General features: G+C 58.7%; 17 protein-coding genes. 10 read left to right on the top strand and 7 right to left on the bottom strand.

From position 1 onward, the window contains the following. Positions 1 to 11 precede the first annotated feature (11 nt). Positions 12 to 1,232 (top strand): SAM-dependent methyltransferase, encoded by a 1,221-nt coding sequence (locus CPY51_RS22935; RefSeq protein ID WP_244598762.1) that lies wholly within the window; start codon positions 12 to 14, stop codon positions 1,230 to 1,232. Here CPY51_RS22935 and CPY51_RS22930 read toward each other — a convergent pair. After that, complete coding sequence (locus CPY51_RS22930) at positions 1,212 to 2,012, bottom strand: MipA/OmpV family protein (protein ID WP_111162570.1); 801 nt, start codon at positions 2,010 to 2,012, stop codon at positions 1,212 to 1,214. The genes CPY51_RS22935 and CPY51_RS22930 overlap by 21 nt on opposite strands. Positions 2,013 to 2,441: 429 nt before the next feature. Here CPY51_RS22930 and CPY51_RS22925 point away from each other — a divergent pair, with 429 nt between their 5' ends. The 9 genes from CPY51_RS22925 to CPY51_RS22890 all read left to right on the top strand — a co-directional run bounded on the left by CPY51_RS22925 (position 2,442) and on the right by CPY51_RS22890 (position 11,094). Beyond that, entirely contained in the window at positions 2,442 to 4,001 is a 1,560-nt protein-coding gene (locus tag CPY51_RS22925) for a B12-binding domain-containing radical SAM protein (RefSeq protein WP_111162550.1), read from the top strand. 109 nt (positions 4,002 to 4,110) lie between these two features. Further along, the gene (locus CPY51_RS32560; protein WP_154677739.1) at positions 4,111 to 4,272 is read left to right on the top strand and encodes a hypothetical protein; all 162 of its coding nucleotides are present in this window, start codon (positions 4,111 to 4,113) and stop codon (positions 4,270 to 4,272) included. 236 nt (positions 4,273 to 4,508) lie between these two features. Then, positions 4,509 to 5,042 carry a hypothetical protein gene (locus CPY51_RS22920; RefSeq protein WP_111162549.1) on the top strand — a complete coding sequence of 178 codons (534 nt, stop codon included), beginning with the start codon at positions 4,509 to 4,511 and terminating at the stop codon, positions 5,040 to 5,042. A gap of 832 nt (positions 5,043 to 5,874) precedes the next feature. Beyond that, positions 5,875 to 6,963 (top strand): fatty acid desaturase family protein, encoded by a 1,089-nt coding sequence (locus tag CPY51_RS22915; RefSeq protein WP_111162548.1) that lies wholly within the window; start codon positions 5,875 to 5,877, stop codon positions 6,961 to 6,963. A gap of 51 nt (positions 6,964 to 7,014) precedes the next feature. Continuing rightward, positions 7,015 to 7,329 carry a MocE family 2Fe-2S type ferredoxin gene (locus CPY51_RS22910; RefSeq protein ID WP_111162547.1) on the top strand — a complete coding sequence of 105 codons (315 nt, stop codon included), beginning with the start codon at positions 7,015 to 7,017 and terminating at the stop codon, positions 7,327 to 7,329. Between the two features lie 10 nt (positions 7,330 to 7,339). Beyond that, positions 7,340 to 8,566: an NAD(P)/FAD-dependent oxidoreductase gene (locus CPY51_RS22905; RefSeq protein WP_111162568.1), complete on the top strand. Its 1,227-nt coding sequence runs from the start codon at positions 7,340 to 7,342 to the stop codon at positions 8,564 to 8,566. Between the two features lie 47 nt (positions 8,567 to 8,613). Next, complete coding sequence (locus CPY51_RS22900; RefSeq protein WP_111162546.1) at positions 8,614 to 9,426, top strand: 3-methyl-2-oxobutanoate hydroxymethyltransferase; 813 nt, start codon at positions 8,614 to 8,616, stop codon at positions 9,424 to 9,426. A 53-nt stretch (positions 9,427 to 9,479) separates the two neighbouring features. Continuing rightward, a complete protein-coding gene (locus CPY51_RS22895; protein WP_111162545.1) occupies positions 9,480 to 10,055 on the top strand; it encodes an NADPH-dependent FMN reductase in 576 nt (191 codons plus the stop codon). Between the two features lie 166 nt (positions 10,056 to 10,221). Continuing rightward, on the top strand, positions 10,222 to 11,094 hold the full coding sequence (locus CPY51_RS22890) for a DMT family transporter (RefSeq protein WP_111162544.1): 873 nt from the start codon (positions 10,222 to 10,224) through the stop codon (positions 11,092 to 11,094). A gap of 29 nt (positions 11,095 to 11,123) precedes the next feature. Here the strand turns inward: CPY51_RS22890 and CPY51_RS22885 are convergent, their stop codons facing one another. The 6 genes from CPY51_RS22885 to CPY51_RS22860 all read right to left on the bottom strand — a co-directional run bounded on the left by CPY51_RS22885 (position 11,124) and on the right by CPY51_RS22860 (position 18,629). Then, on the bottom strand, positions 11,124 to 13,469 hold the full coding sequence (locus CPY51_RS22885; RefSeq protein ID WP_111162543.1) for a polysaccharide biosynthesis tyrosine autokinase: 2,346 nt from the start codon (positions 13,467 to 13,469) through the stop codon (positions 11,124 to 11,126). Between the two features lie 92 nt (positions 13,470 to 13,561). Further along, positions 13,562 to 14,467: a UTP--glucose-1-phosphate uridylyltransferase gene (locus tag CPY51_RS22880; RefSeq protein WP_111162542.1), complete on the bottom strand. Its 906-nt coding sequence runs from the start codon at positions 14,465 to 14,467 to the stop codon at positions 13,562 to 13,564. Positions 14,468 to 14,471: 4 nt separating this feature from the next. Beyond that, complete coding sequence (locus tag CPY51_RS22875) at positions 14,472 to 15,491, bottom strand: glycosyltransferase family 2 protein (protein WP_111162541.1); 1,020 nt, start codon at positions 15,489 to 15,491, stop codon at positions 14,472 to 14,474. After that, positions 15,488 to 16,429, bottom strand: a complete 942-nt coding sequence (locus tag CPY51_RS22870) for a glycosyltransferase family 2 protein (RefSeq protein WP_111162540.1) — start codon at positions 16,427 to 16,429, stop codon at positions 15,488 to 15,490. Before CPY51_RS22870 ends, CPY51_RS22875 begins: the two co-directional genes overlap by 4 nt. After that, positions 16,426 to 17,424: a glycosyltransferase family 2 protein gene (locus CPY51_RS22865; RefSeq protein ID WP_111162539.1), complete on the bottom strand. Its 999-nt coding sequence runs from the start codon at positions 17,422 to 17,424 to the stop codon at positions 16,426 to 16,428. Before CPY51_RS22865 ends, CPY51_RS22870 begins: the two co-directional genes overlap by 4 nt. Next, entirely contained in the window at positions 17,421 to 18,629 is a 1,209-nt protein-coding gene (locus tag CPY51_RS22860) for a glycosyltransferase family protein (RefSeq protein ID WP_111162538.1), read from the bottom strand. Before CPY51_RS22860 ends, CPY51_RS22865 begins: the two co-directional genes overlap by 4 nt. Between the last annotated feature and the right edge of the window lie 8 nt (positions 18,630 to 18,637).

Raw genomic sequence — 18,637 nt, 5'->3', positions numbered from 1 at the left:
CCAATCGCGCTTTGAAGGCAGCGCTTTCACGGATTGTGACACGCGGTTCCCTGGTGGTCACCACCGCAAACGGACACATCCTCTCCTTCGGCGACGGAACAGGCAGTCGCGTCGCGGTCCGATTTACTGATGTCAGAGCTCAATGGGCCTTCCTGATAGACGCCGATCTCAGGCTGGGAGAGCTCTACATGGACCAGCGGTTCGTTGTCGACGAGGGGACGCTCTACGATTTTGTTGCGATGATGCTTCGAGAAGCGCAAAATTCCACCCATCCCCTGGTTGCGCGAATGATCGATGCGGCAAGGACACGCCTGCGGCGCTTCCGCCACCGCAACCTGCCGGCCAGATCCAGGCGCAACGTCGCGCACCACTACGATCTGGACGCGGGGCTCTACGATCTGTTTCTGGATGCGGATCGCCAATATTCCTGCGCCTATTTTGAGCATCCAGACCAGAGCCTGGAGGAGGCCCAACTGGCGAAGAAGAAGCATCTTGCCGCCAAACTTCTGGTTCAGCCCGGAAACGACGTCCTCGATATCGGCTGCGGATGGGGCGGCTTGGCCTTGCATCTCGCCGCCGACGCCCCGGGCGGCCACGTCCTTGGGATCACCCTATCCGAACAGCAGCTCGCCTACGCGTCGAAACGCGAAAGGAACAAGGATGCAGCAAAAGTCGACTTCGCCTTGAAGGACTATCGCAGTCTCAGTGGCTGTTTCGACCGCATCGTCTCCGTCGGCATGTTCGAGCATGTCGGATTGGCCTCCCATGGCGCTTTCTTTCGTCAGTGCAGCGCGCTCCTCACAGATGATGGTGTCATGGTCTTGCACACGATCGGATGTTCTGCGACACCCGGCTTCACCACGCCTTGGCTGGATAAATATATATTTCCGGGCGGCTATATCCCCGCGCTTTCGGAAATCGTGCCGGAGATCGAGCGCGCGGGTCTGGCAATAAATGACGTCGAAGTGCTACGGCTCCACTATGCCTGGACGCTGAGGCACTGGCGCCAGCGCTTCATGTCGCGCTGGTTGGACGCCGCCAGGCTCTACGACGAGCGGTTCTGCCGGATGTGGGAATATTATCTTTCAACGGCCGAGGCAGCGTTTCGCTACGAGGACCTCGTCGTATTTCAAATCCAGATCACCAAGCGCAATAACGTCGTTCCGACGACACGTGACTATATCGCCGGCACGAACCAGTTGCGCGAGCCTCTAAAAGCCGATCTGGAATGACCGATTGATCCCAAAGCCGATAATGTTCTGATTCTTGCTGCCGATATCGGAGGTGATCGGGCTGTCGGCGGCATCGGCGGTCAGGCGATCGTATCTATCATAGACCTGAACACTCCATGCCGGCGATATGGTGTAGGTCGCAGCGACCGTCAGACCGACAGACTTGATGCCACCTTGGGCATCGAATGCCGGCAGCAATCCGTTGGAGGTCGACTCTTGTTGGGAAATTCCAAAATTGCGGCGCATAAAGGCGTCGTTCCCCAGGGATAGTCGCGGACCGGCGGAGAACACGAGCCTATCCCCGATCGGCTGAAACCAGTCGATCGAAAGATCTGCCACAAAGCCGTCACCGGCGCGAAGTGCCTGGCGGCCTTCTGCGCGCAACCTCAAACGATCTTCAACCGGCCAGTATTGGGCGAACACGCCCGCGTCCAGTCCCCATTGGATTTTGTCCAATCCATTGAGGTGCCGGTCGTCGGAAGCCGATCGGCCGTCCCGAATGCCGACCACCGGCCCGGCCTCGAAGCCATGGAAGTCAAGGAGGCTGTAGTCGATGCTGTCGTCCGGGCTGGCATAGCCGGCCGGCTCGCCGAGACGGCGAATGTCGAACGAGGGCATGGCACTGAAAGAAGAGTGTTTCGAACCTGCGTATGATGGACCGTACTCGACGCTGCCTCCCAGCGTCACTATCCATGCACTCTTCGTTTCCGGCGCAGCGGCTGGCCCTTCCGCGAGGACCTGCGCACTCGCCGTCGTGGCGATCTGCAAGGACATTGCCATTGTCATGGCGCCCAAGCCCAAAGCGAAGGCTCTGTGGTTTGCCCGAGACGACAGTGGATTTATCTGCACGGTACGCAACACCGATGTCATGTCCACCCTGTTGATCTTCCCCGAATTCATCGTTGAAGTTGTCTCTAGCCCTTCGAAGCATTCGATTTTACGTAGTGTTTCCAGATCATTGCCTATCGAGCCAAGCTGACGGCCGCCTGAATTTTCCCGAGGCTATATGCACGATCTTATCGTCGAAGAGCTATTGAACCTTAATCCTGGGCTCATTTACGGCTGTTACTACTGCACACTGACGTGTGTCCGGGAGATATGGTGGAGGTTCCGTTTGGGTAGCGGAGCGCATATGAAGCCACGCCACCGGCAAGATGAGCTTAGCGGAAGACCGAACTAGGTCTTCAATGTCATGGAGCGGTGCACTCAATGGCTCATATCATCATCATCAATCCGCGTTTTGAGACCTCTTACTGGGGGCTTGAGCACGCGCTTCCGCTTTTTGACGTGAAGGCAAATCTTCCTGTCGCCTGCCTCCCTCTCCTGGCGGCGCTGACGCCGGCCGACCATACCGTCACGCTTGTCGACGAGAATGTCGAGCCGATCGACTACGATCTGTGCGGGCAAGCCGACATCGTCGCGCTGACGGGCATGATCGTTCAGCGTTTTCGAATGAAGGAGATCCTGATCGAGCTTAAGCAGCGCAATTGTTTCACGGTCGTTGGGGGACCTTGGGTCACCGTCAAGGAGGATTATTTCGATGGGCTTGTTGACGTCAAGTTCATTGGCGAGGCGGAGGAGACATGGCCGCGATTTCTAGTCGAATGGAAGGAAGGGCGTCATACCGGGCGCTACGAGCAATCTGACAAGACGGATATGAGCACGGTGCCTATCCCGCGTTTCGATTTGTTGAAAATGGATGAATACGCGGTTGGCAGTATCCAGTTTTCGCGGGGCTGTCCGTTCACCTGCGAATTTTGCGATATCATCGTCGTGTTCGGGCGAAAGCCGCGCATCAAGACCAGCGCCCAAGTCGTCGCCGAGATGGAGGCATTGCTGGCTGCCGGAATGGATACGGCGTTCATCGTCGACGACAATCTTATCGGCAACAAGAAGGCGATCAAGGAAGTCCTTCGCGCCGTGGTGGCATGGCAGGAACGCCGCCATTATCCGATGACCTTCCTGACCGAAGCTTCGATCGATCTCGCCGACGATGACGAGCTGATGCAGCTCATGGTCGACGCCAATATCCGCGTCGTCTTCATCGGCATCGAGACGCCGAATGAAGCAGCGCTGCGTGAAACCAAGAAGCTCCAGAACCTCAGAAAAGGAGGGAGCATGCTGGACAAGATCCATGCGATCCAGCAGACCGGCATGGAAGTCTGGTGCGGAATGATCCTAGGCTTCGATAGCGACGACGCGACCATCTTCGAGGCCCAGCGGGTCTTCATCAAGGATGCGCGGATCGTCAATGCCATGATCGGCATGCTTGCGGCCATTCCGACGACGCCGCTCTATACGCGGCTTGAGAAGGAGGGACGGCTTGACCATGATGATCCTCCAGCCTTTGGCACCAATGTCATTCCCCTCAATCTCAGTCGCGAAACCTTGCGCGATGGCTATCTCTCCGTGCTTAGCGATCTGCACCAGCCCGCCGCCTATTTCGACCGGCTCGATGCGCTCTACCTCGACGCCCGCATTCAACCGGAGCGGGCGCGCCTGCGACATCTGCGCCGCCATCCTGTTCGCCTTGTCGTCTTAAATCTGATGTGGGCCTTGGAGGCCGCCGGTATTTTCGCAAGATTGATGCGTCGGGTCCAGGAAACGGACCTGCGGCACATCTATCGCCAACGCCTCTGGAAAATGCTCGTGCGTCGTCGTTCTCCCGTGATCCTGCAAATCTACGCCATTAAATGCGCCATGCACTACCACGCCCACATCATGGTCCAGCAAATGCGCTCCGGCGGCGACATCGTCAATTCATTCTGATCGCGCGCCTGGGTACGAACGACTCGATTCCTCCAGCCACCAGGTGCCGCAAAGACCGAAATTTGCAATCACACGTGCTCGATGAATCTGGTTTGTGGAGCGCCGGGTATTGAACGAGCCCTGGCTAGTGGTGCTTAACGTCGACAGCTACGTTGATCAGGCAACGCAGCTGTCCATTTCCATGTTGGCCGACCACCCTTCCATTGTCGAATTGGTGCTGAGCAAGGGGGCAGAGGGGACTGCACGCAACTCCGGCGGCTTCGGCGACTGAGCGTTGGATTGCGCAGAAGCGATGTTGGAACGTTCAAGGTCGTCGGAGGTTATGAATATTGACAATCGTGTGAACGGATATCTGTCAAAGCAACCGCTATCGCCGAAAAGCGATTTGTAGGTGGACTGAAAGAGCTGGAGAATCCCGAGCGAGAAACAAATTGAAGAGTTGGAATCGACCAAAATGACAGGCAAGGCCGAACACACCCACATATGACAAAGCTTGGAGGAATGACGATGCCTCACCATGCCGCAATGCTCATGGTGTCTACGGCGATCTTGCTTTTGGCGGCGGTGACGACGACCGGGTCGCAACCGCTGCCCGATGCCGTTGGTCGCGAGACGACCTTTCTTCATTCGTTTGACGGGCGGTTTGCCGGGACAGGCAGACTAGAGCGTGTCAATGGCTCAGGCCACGCGCTGACATGCTCGTTCAAAGGTTTTAGCGAATCGCGGCGCGTCGTCCTTGACGGGCGCTGCTCAACTGCAATTATATTTGGCACGTCAATGCGGATCGATATCCAGTACAATGCAGGCACCGGGCGCTATACAGGTTCGTTTCGCGAGAGCATGGGTACCATTGCAGACCTTGTAGGCTCTCGAATGGGGGAAACGCTTTCGCTCGCTTTTACCGAAACACCTGAGAGTATTCGTCCCAACCCGCCCGCCCGGCTGACTATTACCCGAAGGCATCGCGATATTGTTCTGACACTACGCGGCACAAAGCCCGGTCTGGGTCAAAACCTCGACCTCGTGCTGCGCCAGAGCTGAGATTAGCATCCGAAAGACCGCCAAAATGTTCATCAGACACCGCCCGCAATTGAAAAAATTGCGGTTGACATCGGTCGCCTAGCTAACATTGCTGCCTGCGATCAGAAACAAACCATATTCAACGAATGCAATCCGGTCCCGGCAGCCTAAATTTGCGCACGCCGCAACGTTCACGACGATATTTGCGCGATTTGCCATATATCGAAGGATATTCGGTTCGTTTCCTCTCAGGGCGGTTGGGCGAGAAGAGCGCTTACCTTGGTCTCCTCCCTCTTTAATTGAAGCGCCTCTTGCTTAAATGGCGCCCGAACAGTTTGACATGTTTTCGGAGCTAGGAGAGGCCGCGCCAGTAGGAGCCGTTCAGGCCATTCTCCGGATCGGAAAGGATCTTCGAGCACGCCGGACGGCCTCGGTATTTTGAGTCATGAGATGATAGCCGTAGCAAAGGTACAGGTGGCTGGAAGCGCTCTCATCGAGCGCTAGCGCTGCCTGCGCGGCAGTGCCATGTCGGCCGGCCGGTTATATTTCGAATACATCTGCGCCAGCGTTTCGTAAATCTGCGCGAGCGCCATATCCTTTCCCTCCGGTGAGGGTAAGGAAGCGGCGTCCGTAGGATAACGCTTCTTTGTATTTGCTGATCGCGTAGTCGTAGAAGCCCTGATGGAGCCAGGATTTCGCGACCAACTGATCATGATGCAAGTTCCATCATCGATGATAGGCGACAATGATAGATTTTGATAGATTCCATCATTGCAGTATTGAGGCAAGCGGAAAGTCAACCTATCCTTGTCGGCGAAGACTTGGGAGCGGGGTGCTAGCCCCGGAGGCGACAATGGCGATCGAGACGAAGAAGCGTGACTACGACCTGCTTGGTCAAAGCGGCAGGGCCGCGGTTGAGACGGGACTGGCGGCAGCGGAATGGTACCACACAGACATTCCGCGCAAGGAGATGAAGGCGTTGATGCAGCGGTCCGACGAGGCCGCGATCGGCGATACCGCGATCTGGATAGGCTCGATGCTGGTGTTTGCCGGCTTCGGTACCTACTTCTGGGGCAGCTGGCTGTGCATACCGTTTTTCCTCGCTTACGGGGTGCTGTATGGATCGGCGTCCGACAGTCGCTGGCATGAATGCGGCCATGGCACTGCTTTCAAGACGCGCTGGATGAACGATGTCGTCTACCAGATCGCCTGTTTCATGATCATGCGCAATCCGGTCACCTGGCGCTGGAGCCACACGCGCCATCACACCGATACGGTCATCGTCGGCCGCGATCCGGAAATCGCTGTGATGCGGCCGCCTGATCTGTTCCGGCTCATGCTCAATTTCTTCGGCATTCTTGATGTCGGCTACGCGATGATGGACATGGTCCGCAACGCGTTCGGCAATATCAGTGCGGCGGAACAGACTTTTATTCCAGAACAAGAGCGCCAGAAGGCTATCAATATCGCTCGCGTCTGGATGGCAATCTATGTGCTGACGATCGGTGTCTCCATAGCGATGGGGTCGTTCCTGCCGCTGGTGCTGATCGGCCTGCCCCGTCTCTACGGTGCCTGGCATCATGTGCTAACTGGCTTGCTTCAACACGGCGGATTGGCGGACAACGTCACCGATCATCGCCTGAACAGCCGAACGGTCTACATGAACCCGATCAGCCGTTTCATCTATTGGAACATGAACTATCACGTCGAGCACCACATGTTTCCGATGGTGCCCTATCATGCCCTGCCGAAGCTGCATGCGATGATCAAGCACGACCTTCCGGCTCCGAGCCGATCGATGATCGAAGGCTATCGCGAGATGGTACCCGCGTTTCTTCGCCAGCTTCGCAACGAGGATTACTACCTCAGGCGCGAATTGCCCGCCACGGCAAAGCCGTATCGCCAAGAGTTTCACGGCGAATTGGCTCCCGCCGCCCAATAGCCTTGGCCGCGACAGGCCGACCGACAAGAAATGCCCGAGGAGGAAGACAGCATGAGCGGAAATTGGGTTGAGGTGTGCGCTGCAGGGGACATCGATGAGGAGGACGTGATCCGCTTCGATCACGCCGGTCGGACTTTTGCGGTCTATCGCAGCCCCGACGACGAATATTTCGCGACCGATGGTCTCTGCACGCATGAGAAGGTCCATCTGGCCGACGGCCTTGTGATGGACGAGATCATCGAATGTCCTAAACACAACGGCCGTTTCGACTACAAGACTGGAGAGGCAAAGGGTGCGCCGGTCTGCGTCAGCCTCGCGACCTATCCGGTCAAGGTTGAAGGCGGCGCCGTTTTCATTTCCATCTAAGGTGTATGCAATGTCCCATTTCGTCATCGTCGGGGCAGGGGAGTGCGGTGCCCGGGCTGCGTTTTCCCTTCGCGAAAAAGGCTTCGAGGGTGCGATCACGCTGATCGGAACGGAAACCATCGCTCCCTATGAACGCCCGCCGCTCTCCAAGGGGATGCTGGCGCATTCGCAGGAGCCCAGGTTCGTAGCCACCTTGGAACGTTATGGCGAAGCCGGTATCAATTTGCTGATCGGGGTGACAGCCTGGGGTATCAATACTGGACGAAAGTCAGTCGCCCTGTCGGATGGCCGGCAGATCCAGTTTGACAGGCTGTTACTGGCAACCGGCGCCCATGCGCGCCCATTTCCAGGCGTTTCAAAAACCGACAGCCGAATCCGTTTGCTGAGGACGCATGCAGATGCGTTGGCGTTGCGCGAGGCGATGACGCGCGGGCGCCATGTCGTCGTCGTCGGTGGCGGCTTTATTGGTCTTGAACTTGCGGCCACCGCCCGCACGCTTGGCACCGAAGTTACTGTGGTCGAAGGTCTGCCGCGTGTCCTGAAGCGAGGCGTGCCCGAGGAAATTGCCGAGGTCATCGTCGAGCGCCATCGCAGCGAGGGCGCGGTGGTCCGCTGCGGGGAAGGGATCGTCGCGCTTGAAGAGGATGAGGAAGAAGCCCGGATCCGTCTTGTCAATGGCGAGACGATTGCCGCCGACGTCATCCTCGTTGGCATCGGCGCGCTACCGAATATAGCGCTCGCCGAAGTCGCCGGACTTGCGATCGACAACGGTATTGCCGTCAACGAGCGGCTGGAAACTTCGGCCCCCGACATCTATGCGGCCGGGGATTGTTGTTCATTTCCCCTGATGCTCTACGGCGGACGACGGGTGCGGCTCGAGTCCTGGCGCAACGCACAGGACCAGGGAACGTTGGCCGCGGCCAACATGATGGGCGCCAACGAGGTGATTTCGGCAGTGCCGTGGTTCTGGTCGGATCAGTACGATCTGACGCTGCAGATTGCGGGATTGGCGGACGGCGCCACCCACGTTCTGCGCCGCGAACTGGGCGACGGTGCCTTTCTGTTGTTCCATCTGGATGATGACGGACGGTTGCTTGCCGCCAGTGGTATAGGCCGCGGCAATGTGGTTGCACGTGATATCCGGCTCGCGGAAATACTGATCGCCGCCCGCGCCCATCCCGATCCATCGGCGCTTGTGGCCAGTCATGTGAAACTCAAATCGCTGTTGGCCGGGTGATTGCACCGCCGCAATCTATCTTAGCGACCGCATTGCAAGGAACTGCCATGAAGAAGCATATGAGGCCGACTGTCGCTGACCTGCTCGCGATGAAAGGGATGCGGCAACTGACAATGCTGCGGGTAGAGACCCTGGAGGAAGCGGAGGCGGCGGAGAGGGCGGGCGTCGATCTGCTGTCTGTTCCACCGGGGTTGCTTCAACCGGCCTTTCGAGACGCCGCACCCACGTGCTTTGCCTTCCCGGGTCTGGAATATGGTCAATTCGTCACGACCGAGGAATATCTGCGTGGCGCCTTTGAGGCGTTGAGGGCCGGGGGCGATGCGGTCTACTGTGCAGCGAGCCTGCAGACTGTTCGGCGCATGCGCGATGAGGGAATTCCTGTCTGCGGCCATGTCGGCCTCGTTCCTTCGAAGGCCACATGGACCGGCGGCTTTCGTGCCGTTGGAAAAACGGTTGCGAGTGCGCTAGAGATCTGGCGCCAGACAAAGGCACTCGAAGACGCCGGCGCCTTCGCCGCCGAGATCGAGGTTGTGCCTGGCGAAGTGGCGGGGGCCATCAGCGCGCGGACGTCAATGCTGATGCTATCCATGGGTGCTGGTGCCGGCTGCGATGCGCAGTACCTCTTCACGGAGGACGTGCTGGGCGCAAACCGAGGTCATTATCCCCGCCATGCCAAGGTCTATCGCAACTTCGCTGCCGAATATGACCGGTTGCAGCAGGAGCGCATCGCTGCCTTTTCAGAGTTTGTGGCAGATGTGACGTCTGGCGCATATCCCGCCGAACCGCATCATGTTGCGATCGACGATGCCGAGCTGAAAGCATTTCTCGATCATCTCGAAACTGCCCCTCGCAACACTTGACGAACGCTGGCGCACGGTGTCCGTAGATGTCACACGACGACAGGGAGATCGGGATGAAATTGGTGGGCATATCCGGAAGTCTCCGCAAGGGATCCTTCAACACCGCATTGCTGCACGCCGCAGTGGGGGTCGCGCCCAAAGGTGTGGAACTGGTCGCCGCGACGATCCACGGAGTTCCGCTCTACGACGCCGACGTCGAATCTGGAGACGGGCTTCCGGGCAAGGTGCAGGAACTGAAGGAGCTCGTCGCCGCTGCGGACGGGCTGATGCTTTTCACACCGGAGTACAACAACTCCATACCTGGCGTGTTCAAGAATGCCATCGATTGGATGACGAGACCTTCCAGCGACATAGAACGCATTTTCAAGGCCAGACCCGTGGCGGTGCTCGGGGCTTCCCCCGGCAACTTCGGCACGATCCTCAGCCAAAATGGCTGGCTGCCGGTGCTTCGAACATTGGGCACCGACCCCTGGTTCGGTGGCCGACTGATGGTTTCACGGGCCGGTACGGCATTTGATGCCGATGGTGTGATTATCGATGAGAAGGTCAGAGGCAATCTTGCAACCTTTATCGAAGGCTTTGCGGACTTCGTTGCCAGCCGCAGGGGCGTTTCCGCTGCTGGCCATTAAAGGGACCGGATGAGGATAACGGTATTGGTCAAGCGAAGATCGATCCGGTAAACTCTATGCCGAATGGCTATGATTGAACCGAAGGTTCGCTTATTGACCATCTCACGCCAGCCGGTCACACGCGATCGGCGCCGAGCACCCCCAATGTCAGTTCCGACGAGCAGTCATGAAATCCAATAGAAGCGGCTATGTCTTCACGTTGCTGGCGATCAGCATCTTCGCTGTTCAGGACGGGATTTCAAAACATCTCGTCAGCGCCTATCCGCCGCTGTTCGTGGCGATGATCCGCTATTGGGCCTTCATGTTGTTCGCTGTGGTGCTGGCAGCCAAGTCGCGTGGCGGCCTGGAAGCTGCCGTGCGAACCAAGAGGCCTTGGCTCCAGATCCTGCGCGGGCTGCTACTTGCCTCGCAGATCGTCATCGCGATCACATCCTTCGTCCTAGTGGGGCTGGCGCATTCACAGGCGATCTTTTCATCCGGGCCTCTGATGGTGGCGCTGTTTTCAGTCCCCATTCTGGGAGAAAAGGTCGGTTGGCGCCGGTGGACGGCAATCGCGGTGGGCTTTGTCGGGGTGCTGTTCATTCTGAAGCCCCAGGCCGGCGGGTTCGACATCAAATTCCTGGTGCCGCTGGGCGGCGCATTGCTGTTTTCGCTATATGTGATCGCCACGCGGCTCGCCAGCCGGGACGATCCTGCGATAACCAGCTTCTTCTACACTGCGGTGGTCGGGGCCGCCGCGATGACCTGCATTGGGCCATTCTTCTGGACGCCGCTGGCGCCCCATGACTGGATATGGATGGGGGTGCTCTGCCTGACGGGCATGTCCAGCCATTACTTCCTTATTCGCGCCTATGATCTGCTCGACGCCGTCGTCATCCAGCCTCTGACCTATCTCCAACTCGTCTTTTCGGCTGCCATCGGCGCATTCGTGTTCGGCGAAGTACTCAATTTCAACATGGTGATCGGAGCGATTATCGTGGTCGGTGCGGGGATATTCACCGTGTGGCGCGAAAACAGGCTGGCGCGCCGGGCACGATGAAGCGCCCGGGCGAGCCTTTCATCTGTGCATCAGGCCTCGACTTCGACCTTCGTCGGTTCTTCCGTGTAATAGCTGACATATTTCTGGCGGTAGCGTTCGGTCCCGCCGAATTCGCTGTAGCGCGTCAGCTCCGACATATCGGTCTTGTTCAGGATGACGCCCAGGATCTTTGAATTGATCTGCGGTTCCTGTTCCAAAAGGTCCTTGACCATGCTTGTCGGGGTCGCACCCCATTCCGCAACGAAGATAAAGGCATCCACCTGCGGGGCGAAGGCTTTCGCGTCGATAACGGGCGCAAGCGGTGCCAGGTCGACGACGACGTAGTCGAACATCTTACGGGCGGCATCCATCAGGTTCATCATGCCTGGCGAAGAGAGAAGTTCGCTGGTGTGAAGAAGGTGATCACGAAGTACGACCGGCAGGATGGCGACTTTGGTGCGCGGGTCGACCCTGACCGCACTTGCCCATGGAACCTCTCCAAGGGCCGCTTCGATCAGGCCGGTTTTAGGCACGGATTTCAACATTCGGGTCAGTCCCGGATTGCGCAGGTCGGCGTCGATCAAAAGGGTGCGCTTGCCGCTGGAAGCCAAGAGAGCGGCGAAATTGGCCGCGGTCGTTGACTTTCCTTCTCCCGGCAGCGCGGAGACCACGCCGATGACGCGGTCTGTACGGCCCTGCAGCATGACGTCGCTGGCAAGCTTCGCGTTTCGCAATGTCTCAGCAAAAATCGAACGCGGCGCATCGACGGCAGCGCGCATCATTCGATCGAAGCCGACATTGCCGTCGATTCCGCGGGGCACGACTGGCGTCGGAGCCGGCTTCTGGAACCAGGAGCGCTTCTTCGTTCGTGCCGCCCGGCCGAGCAGGGGCAGGTAACCAAGAAACTTAAGCCCGAGATTTGTCCTGACGTCCGCCTCCACACGGAAGAATCGTTCACGGAATTCCTGGAAGCCTGCAATTCCACAACCGATCATCAGGCCGAGAACGGCTGAAAGCGCCAACGCCATCGTCTTCTTGGGGCTGGAAGGGGACGATGGAACGCCAGCCTGGGAGATCACTCGCGCCTTGGCTATCGGGAAGGAGCGCTGCTGAGAGGCCTCCTCGAAGCGACCGAGGTAGGATTCATAGAGCGTCTTCAGCGCCTTGGCCTTCTGGTCCAATTCGTTAAGGTGAACGACGGATTTGTTTGCCTCGGAATTTTTGCCGACAACGCCCTGGATGCTTTCGCGAAGCGAGGCCTCGCGCGAACGGGCGACCTCGAATTCGTTGCCATAGCTTGCGGTCAACTGCTGCAGTTCCTGGAAGATCTGGCGCGTGATGTCTTCACGTTCTGTCTTCAGTGCAATGGCCTGTGGATGCTGCGCCCCGAAATCCTGGACGATCTCCTGTTCCCGCTTCTGAACTGTCAAATACCGTGTCTTCAGGTCCTGCAAGCCGGAATTATTCGTCTGGCCGGACGAGATCGTGGCGTTCTTGACCGCGTTGTCGGGTCCCTGATCGAGGATCGATTTGAACTGGTTGAAGCGGGCGGAAGCGCTAGCCGTATCGGCCTGGGCGATAATCAGCTGCTTGTTTAGGTCTGCAAGCTGCTGCTCCGACATCAGTTCGCCGCCTGTCGAGGTCAAACCGTTGTCGGCCTTGTATTTCTCGACTTCGAGAGAGGCCTGCTGGGCACGCTCGCGAAGATCGTTCAGCCGCTCCTGCAGCCAGACGGACGCTCGCTCGGTGGCGTCGAAATTCGCATTGAGCTGATCGGTCAGATAGGCGTCGGCATAGGCCGCGGTAATTCTTGCTGCAAGCTTGGGGTCGGTCGAGCGGAACGACAGTGCAATGACCGAGCTTCGCATCACGCGCTCCACCGAAAGACTGTCCTGGAGCATCGCAGCGGCCGTCTGGCGCCGGCCTTCGCGCGCAGCTTCCTCCGACACCGGCGGGCCGCCGAATGTCACCATGCTGGCCATCAGCTTTGCACCTGACTTGATCAGGCTCATCGGGGTCATGGATGTATGAAGGATAGTGTCGTTATCACTCAGCCCGGCGGTGTCGACGACCCGAAGCGCCATTTCAGTGGATTTCAAGATTTCAACGGCGCTGGAAATTTCCATATCAGCCTGTTGGCTGCTTGCTGCAGGCGACGCCGTATCCTCGGCGTATTTCGACAGGTTCTCGTCGAGCAGTATCTGCGTCGCCGAGGTATAAACCGGCGTTGCGAGCAGCAAGTAGACGACCGCAAGGGCGACCAGCACCCCAACACAGGCGCCGATCGTCCTGGCGCGGCGCGTCAGGATCGCCAGCAGCTTATCGAGGTCGATGAAGCTGTCGGACTCCTCCGCTTTGGGAAGAGCGCTGTGAAAGGTAAAGTTCTTCTGGTTCATTGCAGCCGCCTTATCGGGGGGAGTAATCTGACTTCGGGTCGTGTTCCAGAGCCGACGGCAAGAAAGAAGCCGTCGGCCGAGAGAAGCAAGCCCTATGCCGCTTTCACCTGCGTTTCGTGCGACAGAATCATGCCGCGGATCGACTCGAAAACGAGGTCCCCGATATCGGCACGGGCAAGGGCGAAGGCAACGTTGGCCTCGATGAAGCCCTGCTTTGATCCGCAATCGAAGGTTCGGCCGTCATAGGCCTGGCCGTGGAAAGCTTGCGTCTCCGAAAGGCGGCGCATTCCGTCGGTCAACTGAATCTCGTTGCCGGCACCGCGCTCCTGGCGCGCCAGGATATCGAATATCTCGGGCTGCAGGATATAGCGGCCGTTGAGATAGAAGTTGGATGGGGCTTCAGACGGTTGCGGCTTCTCGACCATCTTCGTCACTGCGAAGCCGTGGGCAACCGATGCGCCCTTGCCGACGATACCAAATTTGGAGGTTTCCTGCGGATCGCATTCCTCGACGGCCACGATATTGCCGCCGACCTCGTTGTAAAGCGACATGAGGCCGGACATGCAGCCGCGCGCGCCGTAACAGACCATGTCTGGCAGAAGTAGGGCGAAGGGCTCGTCGCCGATCAGGTCGCGAGCGCACCAGACCGCATGGCCAAGGCCCAACGGTGATTGCTGGCGCGTGAAGGAAATCGAACCGGCTGTCGGCAGCAGGCTTTGGAGCTCCGAGACCTGAACAGTCTTTCCGGCACGGTTAAGCGAGGAAATAAGCTCGGGATGATCGTCGAAATGGTCCTCGATCATTGCCTTGTTTCGGCTGGTCACGAAAACGATATGCTCGATCCCTGCTGCTATTGCTTCGTCGACGGCATATTGCACGACGGGACGATCGACGATCGTCAGCATCTCCTTCGGCATTGCCTTGGTTGCGGGCAGGAAACGGGTTCCATTACCGGCGACGGGGATGACTGCTTTTCTGACCTTTTTGATGCGGTCCATGGCTCTATCCTTTGTTAGAGTGAGGGCCACCGCCGAGGGCGGGGAGCTTCGCTGCCTGGGAGGTGGCAGCATGTTGATCACGGCGGAAAAACGCGATCAAACGTTCGAGGCGCATCATGATTGGCCACTTGAGTAGCCACACCGCCCGCGGCGAGCGGCATGCGATCATCAATGTTGCGCCTAAAGACCTGTCCTTGATGTTCTGAACGAGCATTAGGAACGAATGGGCCTGTTTCAGATTTCGCGTACGTCGGCGCTGTGCGGCAAGTGCTGCGCCATCCAGCTGGTGGGCGGCGAGAAACCTGTCGTCTGCCGCCATCATCGCCTCGACGTGCTTCAGCTCAAGCACGCGCGAAATCGAGCCCTCGTTGACATAGTAGACATAGCCCGGCGTCGGATCGACGATGCAGACGCCGCCCTTTGCCAGTGCCGACGCTAGGAAAATGTAGTCTTCGCCGATCCTCAGCAAGGGATCGAAACGGACGTCCTTGTCCATCAGAAAGCTGCGCTCGAAGACCGGCTTCATGTAGCCGAAATTGTGTACGTTGCGGAACAGCACGTTGGAGGCGATGAAGTCGGCAAGCCCCAGTTCCGTCATGCGCGCGAGCTTGTCTGAATTGAACATCGTACCTTTGTATTGACCTTCCGAGGTGACGACGTCGAGATTGTCGACGGCAATGTTCGCCCCGGCCTTCTCGGCCTTGTCGACCATCCGCGCCATGCGGTCCGGGCGGAGTATGTCATCCGAGTCCAGCACCGCGATCCACCTGCCGCGTGCTGCCTGGATGCCGAAATTGCGGGCGACTCCCGGGCCGCCGTTGCGGGCAAGTGCGATCAGTCGGACGCGGGGATCCGCGTGGTTTTCGACGAGTGCCCGCGTGTCATCCTTCGAGCAATCGTCGACGACAATCACTTCCATGCTGACGCCACCCTGTGCAAGCGCGCTGTCAATGGCGCGCTCGAGGGTGGCTGCCGCATTGTAGGCAGGGATGATAAAGCTCACATCGGGTGTGAATTCAGTCATCGCGATGTGCTCTCCAACGTCCCATATTGCTCAATTTCCCGGACGCCCAATAGTCCGCTGACCACGCCGGCATGCATGATGCCGCGAAGCGCATAGCGATACCGCGGGATCGGCAGGAAAGAACTGACGACTGCCGCCGCAAAGCAATAGACGGCCTTTGCACCGGCGACTGCGAGCTTCCTGGTCAAGCCGGCTCCTCTCGAGTTTTCCTGCAAAAGCCGCCCATGTGTCTGTCCAAAGCGGAACCGACGTTTGGCAAGCCAGGAAAGTGATGCACGGTTTGCCGGCACCGGGTCGTCGACCCAAGCGCCCGGAGCAAACGCGATAGCGCCGCCGCTCCGGGTCATGTGGGTGAAGAATTCGGTATCCTCGCCGCCGGTGCGACCAAGGGCCAGATTGAACCTTGCGTTTGTCAGAGATGTGGCACGGCGGCGCAAAAGGACATTGCAGGTGTAACCGGTGTCGATCTTGCCGCGAACCCAGACCGGTAACGTCGAATGAAAATCGCCTCGCTTCATCCAGGCTGGTGCGGTGTCGAGATAAGTGGCGCGCGCCGGCCCGAGCACTGCGTCCGCGCCTGTCGCTTCGGCGGTCGACAGCAATGCTACAAGCCAGCCGGAGCTTGCGGTCTCGTCGTCGTCGATGAAGGCGAGAAAGTCGCCGGTCGCATGATCGAGGCAGGCATTCCGGGCGATCGAGATGTTCGAGGAAGGGCAATGCACGTAGGTGATGTCGAAAGGGACAGCGGACCGAATGGCCTCGACGCGGGCGCCTGCGCTGGGCGAGACGTCGTTGTCGGCAACTATGATGCGTATTTTGGTATCGGCCGGGACATCGAGCACCGCGAGCGAACGCAATGTCCGATCGAGTTCCGTGCGGCGATAGGTGCAGACTGCGATATCGACTTCAATGGCATTCCGACGCGGAATTTGGCTCATGAAGCCACCCTGCGACTGCGGAAACTGAGGATTTCCAGCCAGAAGCCGGCCGACCAGGCAAAATGCATCACCATTGCGGAGATCGCGGCAAGTGGCCCGTAGGGATTCTTCTGGCCGAGCGCAATCCAGAAGCCGTAACCGACGCAGGCGAATGCCCAAAGCCCGACCGGGATGACCGCAATCCAGTTGAGGATGGCAAGGAACGCGCCGACAAAAATCGGCGCGACAGCCAGCGGCAGCATCTGGCGTAGGCTCGGCATCCTGCCGTGCTTCATGATGTTGCGCGCCCGGCCGCGGCCATAACCGAGATATTGGCGGAAAAGCGTGCTGACGCTGGCCCTCGGGTAATAGGTCATTGCCGTCTTGTCAGTCAGCCAAATGCTGTAGCCGGCTTTCTTCAGGCGATAGTCAAGTTCGGCGTCTTCATTGTGGCTAAAGGTCTCGTCATAACCTCCGACCGCCTGGAAAGCCTGAACGCGCATCAGTGCGTGATGGCCGTGCTCGGCCCAATGCCCTTTTGCCCCCTCGCGGTGCTTGGAGCCACCGTTGCCGAGCTTGGAATTCTGGGCGACGGCTGTTGCCTTCTGGAAGGCACTGAAACCCATGGTGCGCATCGCCACGACAACCGCGTCCGCTTGCGTATCGATCGCCTCCTCGACCAGCTTTTGGCAATAGTCGAGGGGATAGTCGCCGTGCGCATCGATCCGGATCAGGTAGTCATAGTCGAAACCAAGCTGCCTGACCGCAAGATTGAGGGCTGCGCTCTGCAGGCGCTTCGGGTTGTCGATGAGCAGGATCCGGGGGTCCGTGTCGGCAATCCGGCGCACGATATCCTGCGTACCGTCGGTGCTGCCGCCATCGGCCACAACGATGCGCGCATCGAGTTCGTCAATCGCGGGGCCGAGCTTGGCGATCAGGGCCTCGATATGCCGTGCCTCGTTCAGGCAGGGGATAATGATGAGGCTGCGTACATCTGAATGAATAGCGGTATTCATAGCAGTCCACCTTCGTTGCGGTGCGGTTGGGTAAGGTTCTGCGGATGGGCGAGAGCTCGGCTCGGACGTGTGAGGGACGCTAGACGCTCCACCAGTGCCTGGCATTCGCCGCGGTCGATGATCCAATTCCTTCGGTCTTGCGCGGCAACCGTGGCATAGGCGTCGAGGTAGCTTTCTTCGCTCATGTCGCCGAGGAGCGCCACGAGGCTATCGAGGTCGGCTTTGTCGAGCGTCATGCCTGTCTTCCGATTCGCCAGGAAGCGTGACGTTTCCGTCCCGGCCATGGCGATCGGGACCGCACCATGCAGGCCGCCTTCATAGAGCCTGTTGGGCAGCAGCCAGTTCGAGTTTTGGCCTTCCTCGAAAAAATCGATGGCCCAGGAGAACTGGACCTCGCCGTAGATCAACGGAAGATGTTCGGGATTTTTGTAGGCACCGTGAAATTGGATGAACGGCTCGTTCTGCACGAAGCCATCGAAATCGTCGAACACCGCCGCTGTCGGCCTGCCGCGCAACACGATCTCGAAGCGGCCGTCCATCTTTCGGGAAAAGTCCGCCAATAAATTCAATGATTTTCGGCAGCGAAGGGCCCCGAACCAGCCTATTTTCCAAGGCTCTCCTGTTCGTGGAACTCTGGCGGCGCAAATAGCCGCATCAGCAGGTTCATCCAAGGCGATGACCTTGTTCTCAAGCAGCATCGTCGGCAGGTCGAGCCCTGAAAGGTCCTGGAAATAGTTTTCGACAAAGGCCGGCGAACTGGTGAGGAGCAACTTGGCATTTGCCCCGAGATAGTGCTCCACGCCCCGTACAGCCTTGCCGGCGACGCCGCCGCTCAGAAGCAGCCGGTGGATATCGAGGCATTCGTACGCAACTGGAACATTGCCGCCAAAGATCGAAACTGCACGACTGGCCAGGGCCAACATCTCGAGATTACGGGCGATAATTACGTCGGGCTTTTCGACATGTTGCAGCCGACCACGAAGTGCCAGCGCCGACTTCGCGATAGCTCCGACCCTTTGGAGAAACTGCGCATCGCGAGTGCGGCCGAGCTCGATCGGCGCAACGCCTGATATCGCCGCCAGCGCGTTCTCGTCCCGCCGAAACCCGGCAAGCGTCACCCTTGCGCCGCCGGCTTGCAGCGTCAGCACCCGACGGCGAACCGAGGGATCCGAGAGATCATGAACGAAGTAGAGTACATGCAGCATGCAAAATC

The organism is Arminella tubonensis (assembly GCF_003240585.1).
GTDB lineage: Bacteria > Pseudomonadota > Alphaproteobacteria > Rhizobiales > Rhizobiaceae > Rhizobium > Rhizobium tubonense.
This window is presented reverse-complemented; position numbering and strand designations above follow the sequence as displayed.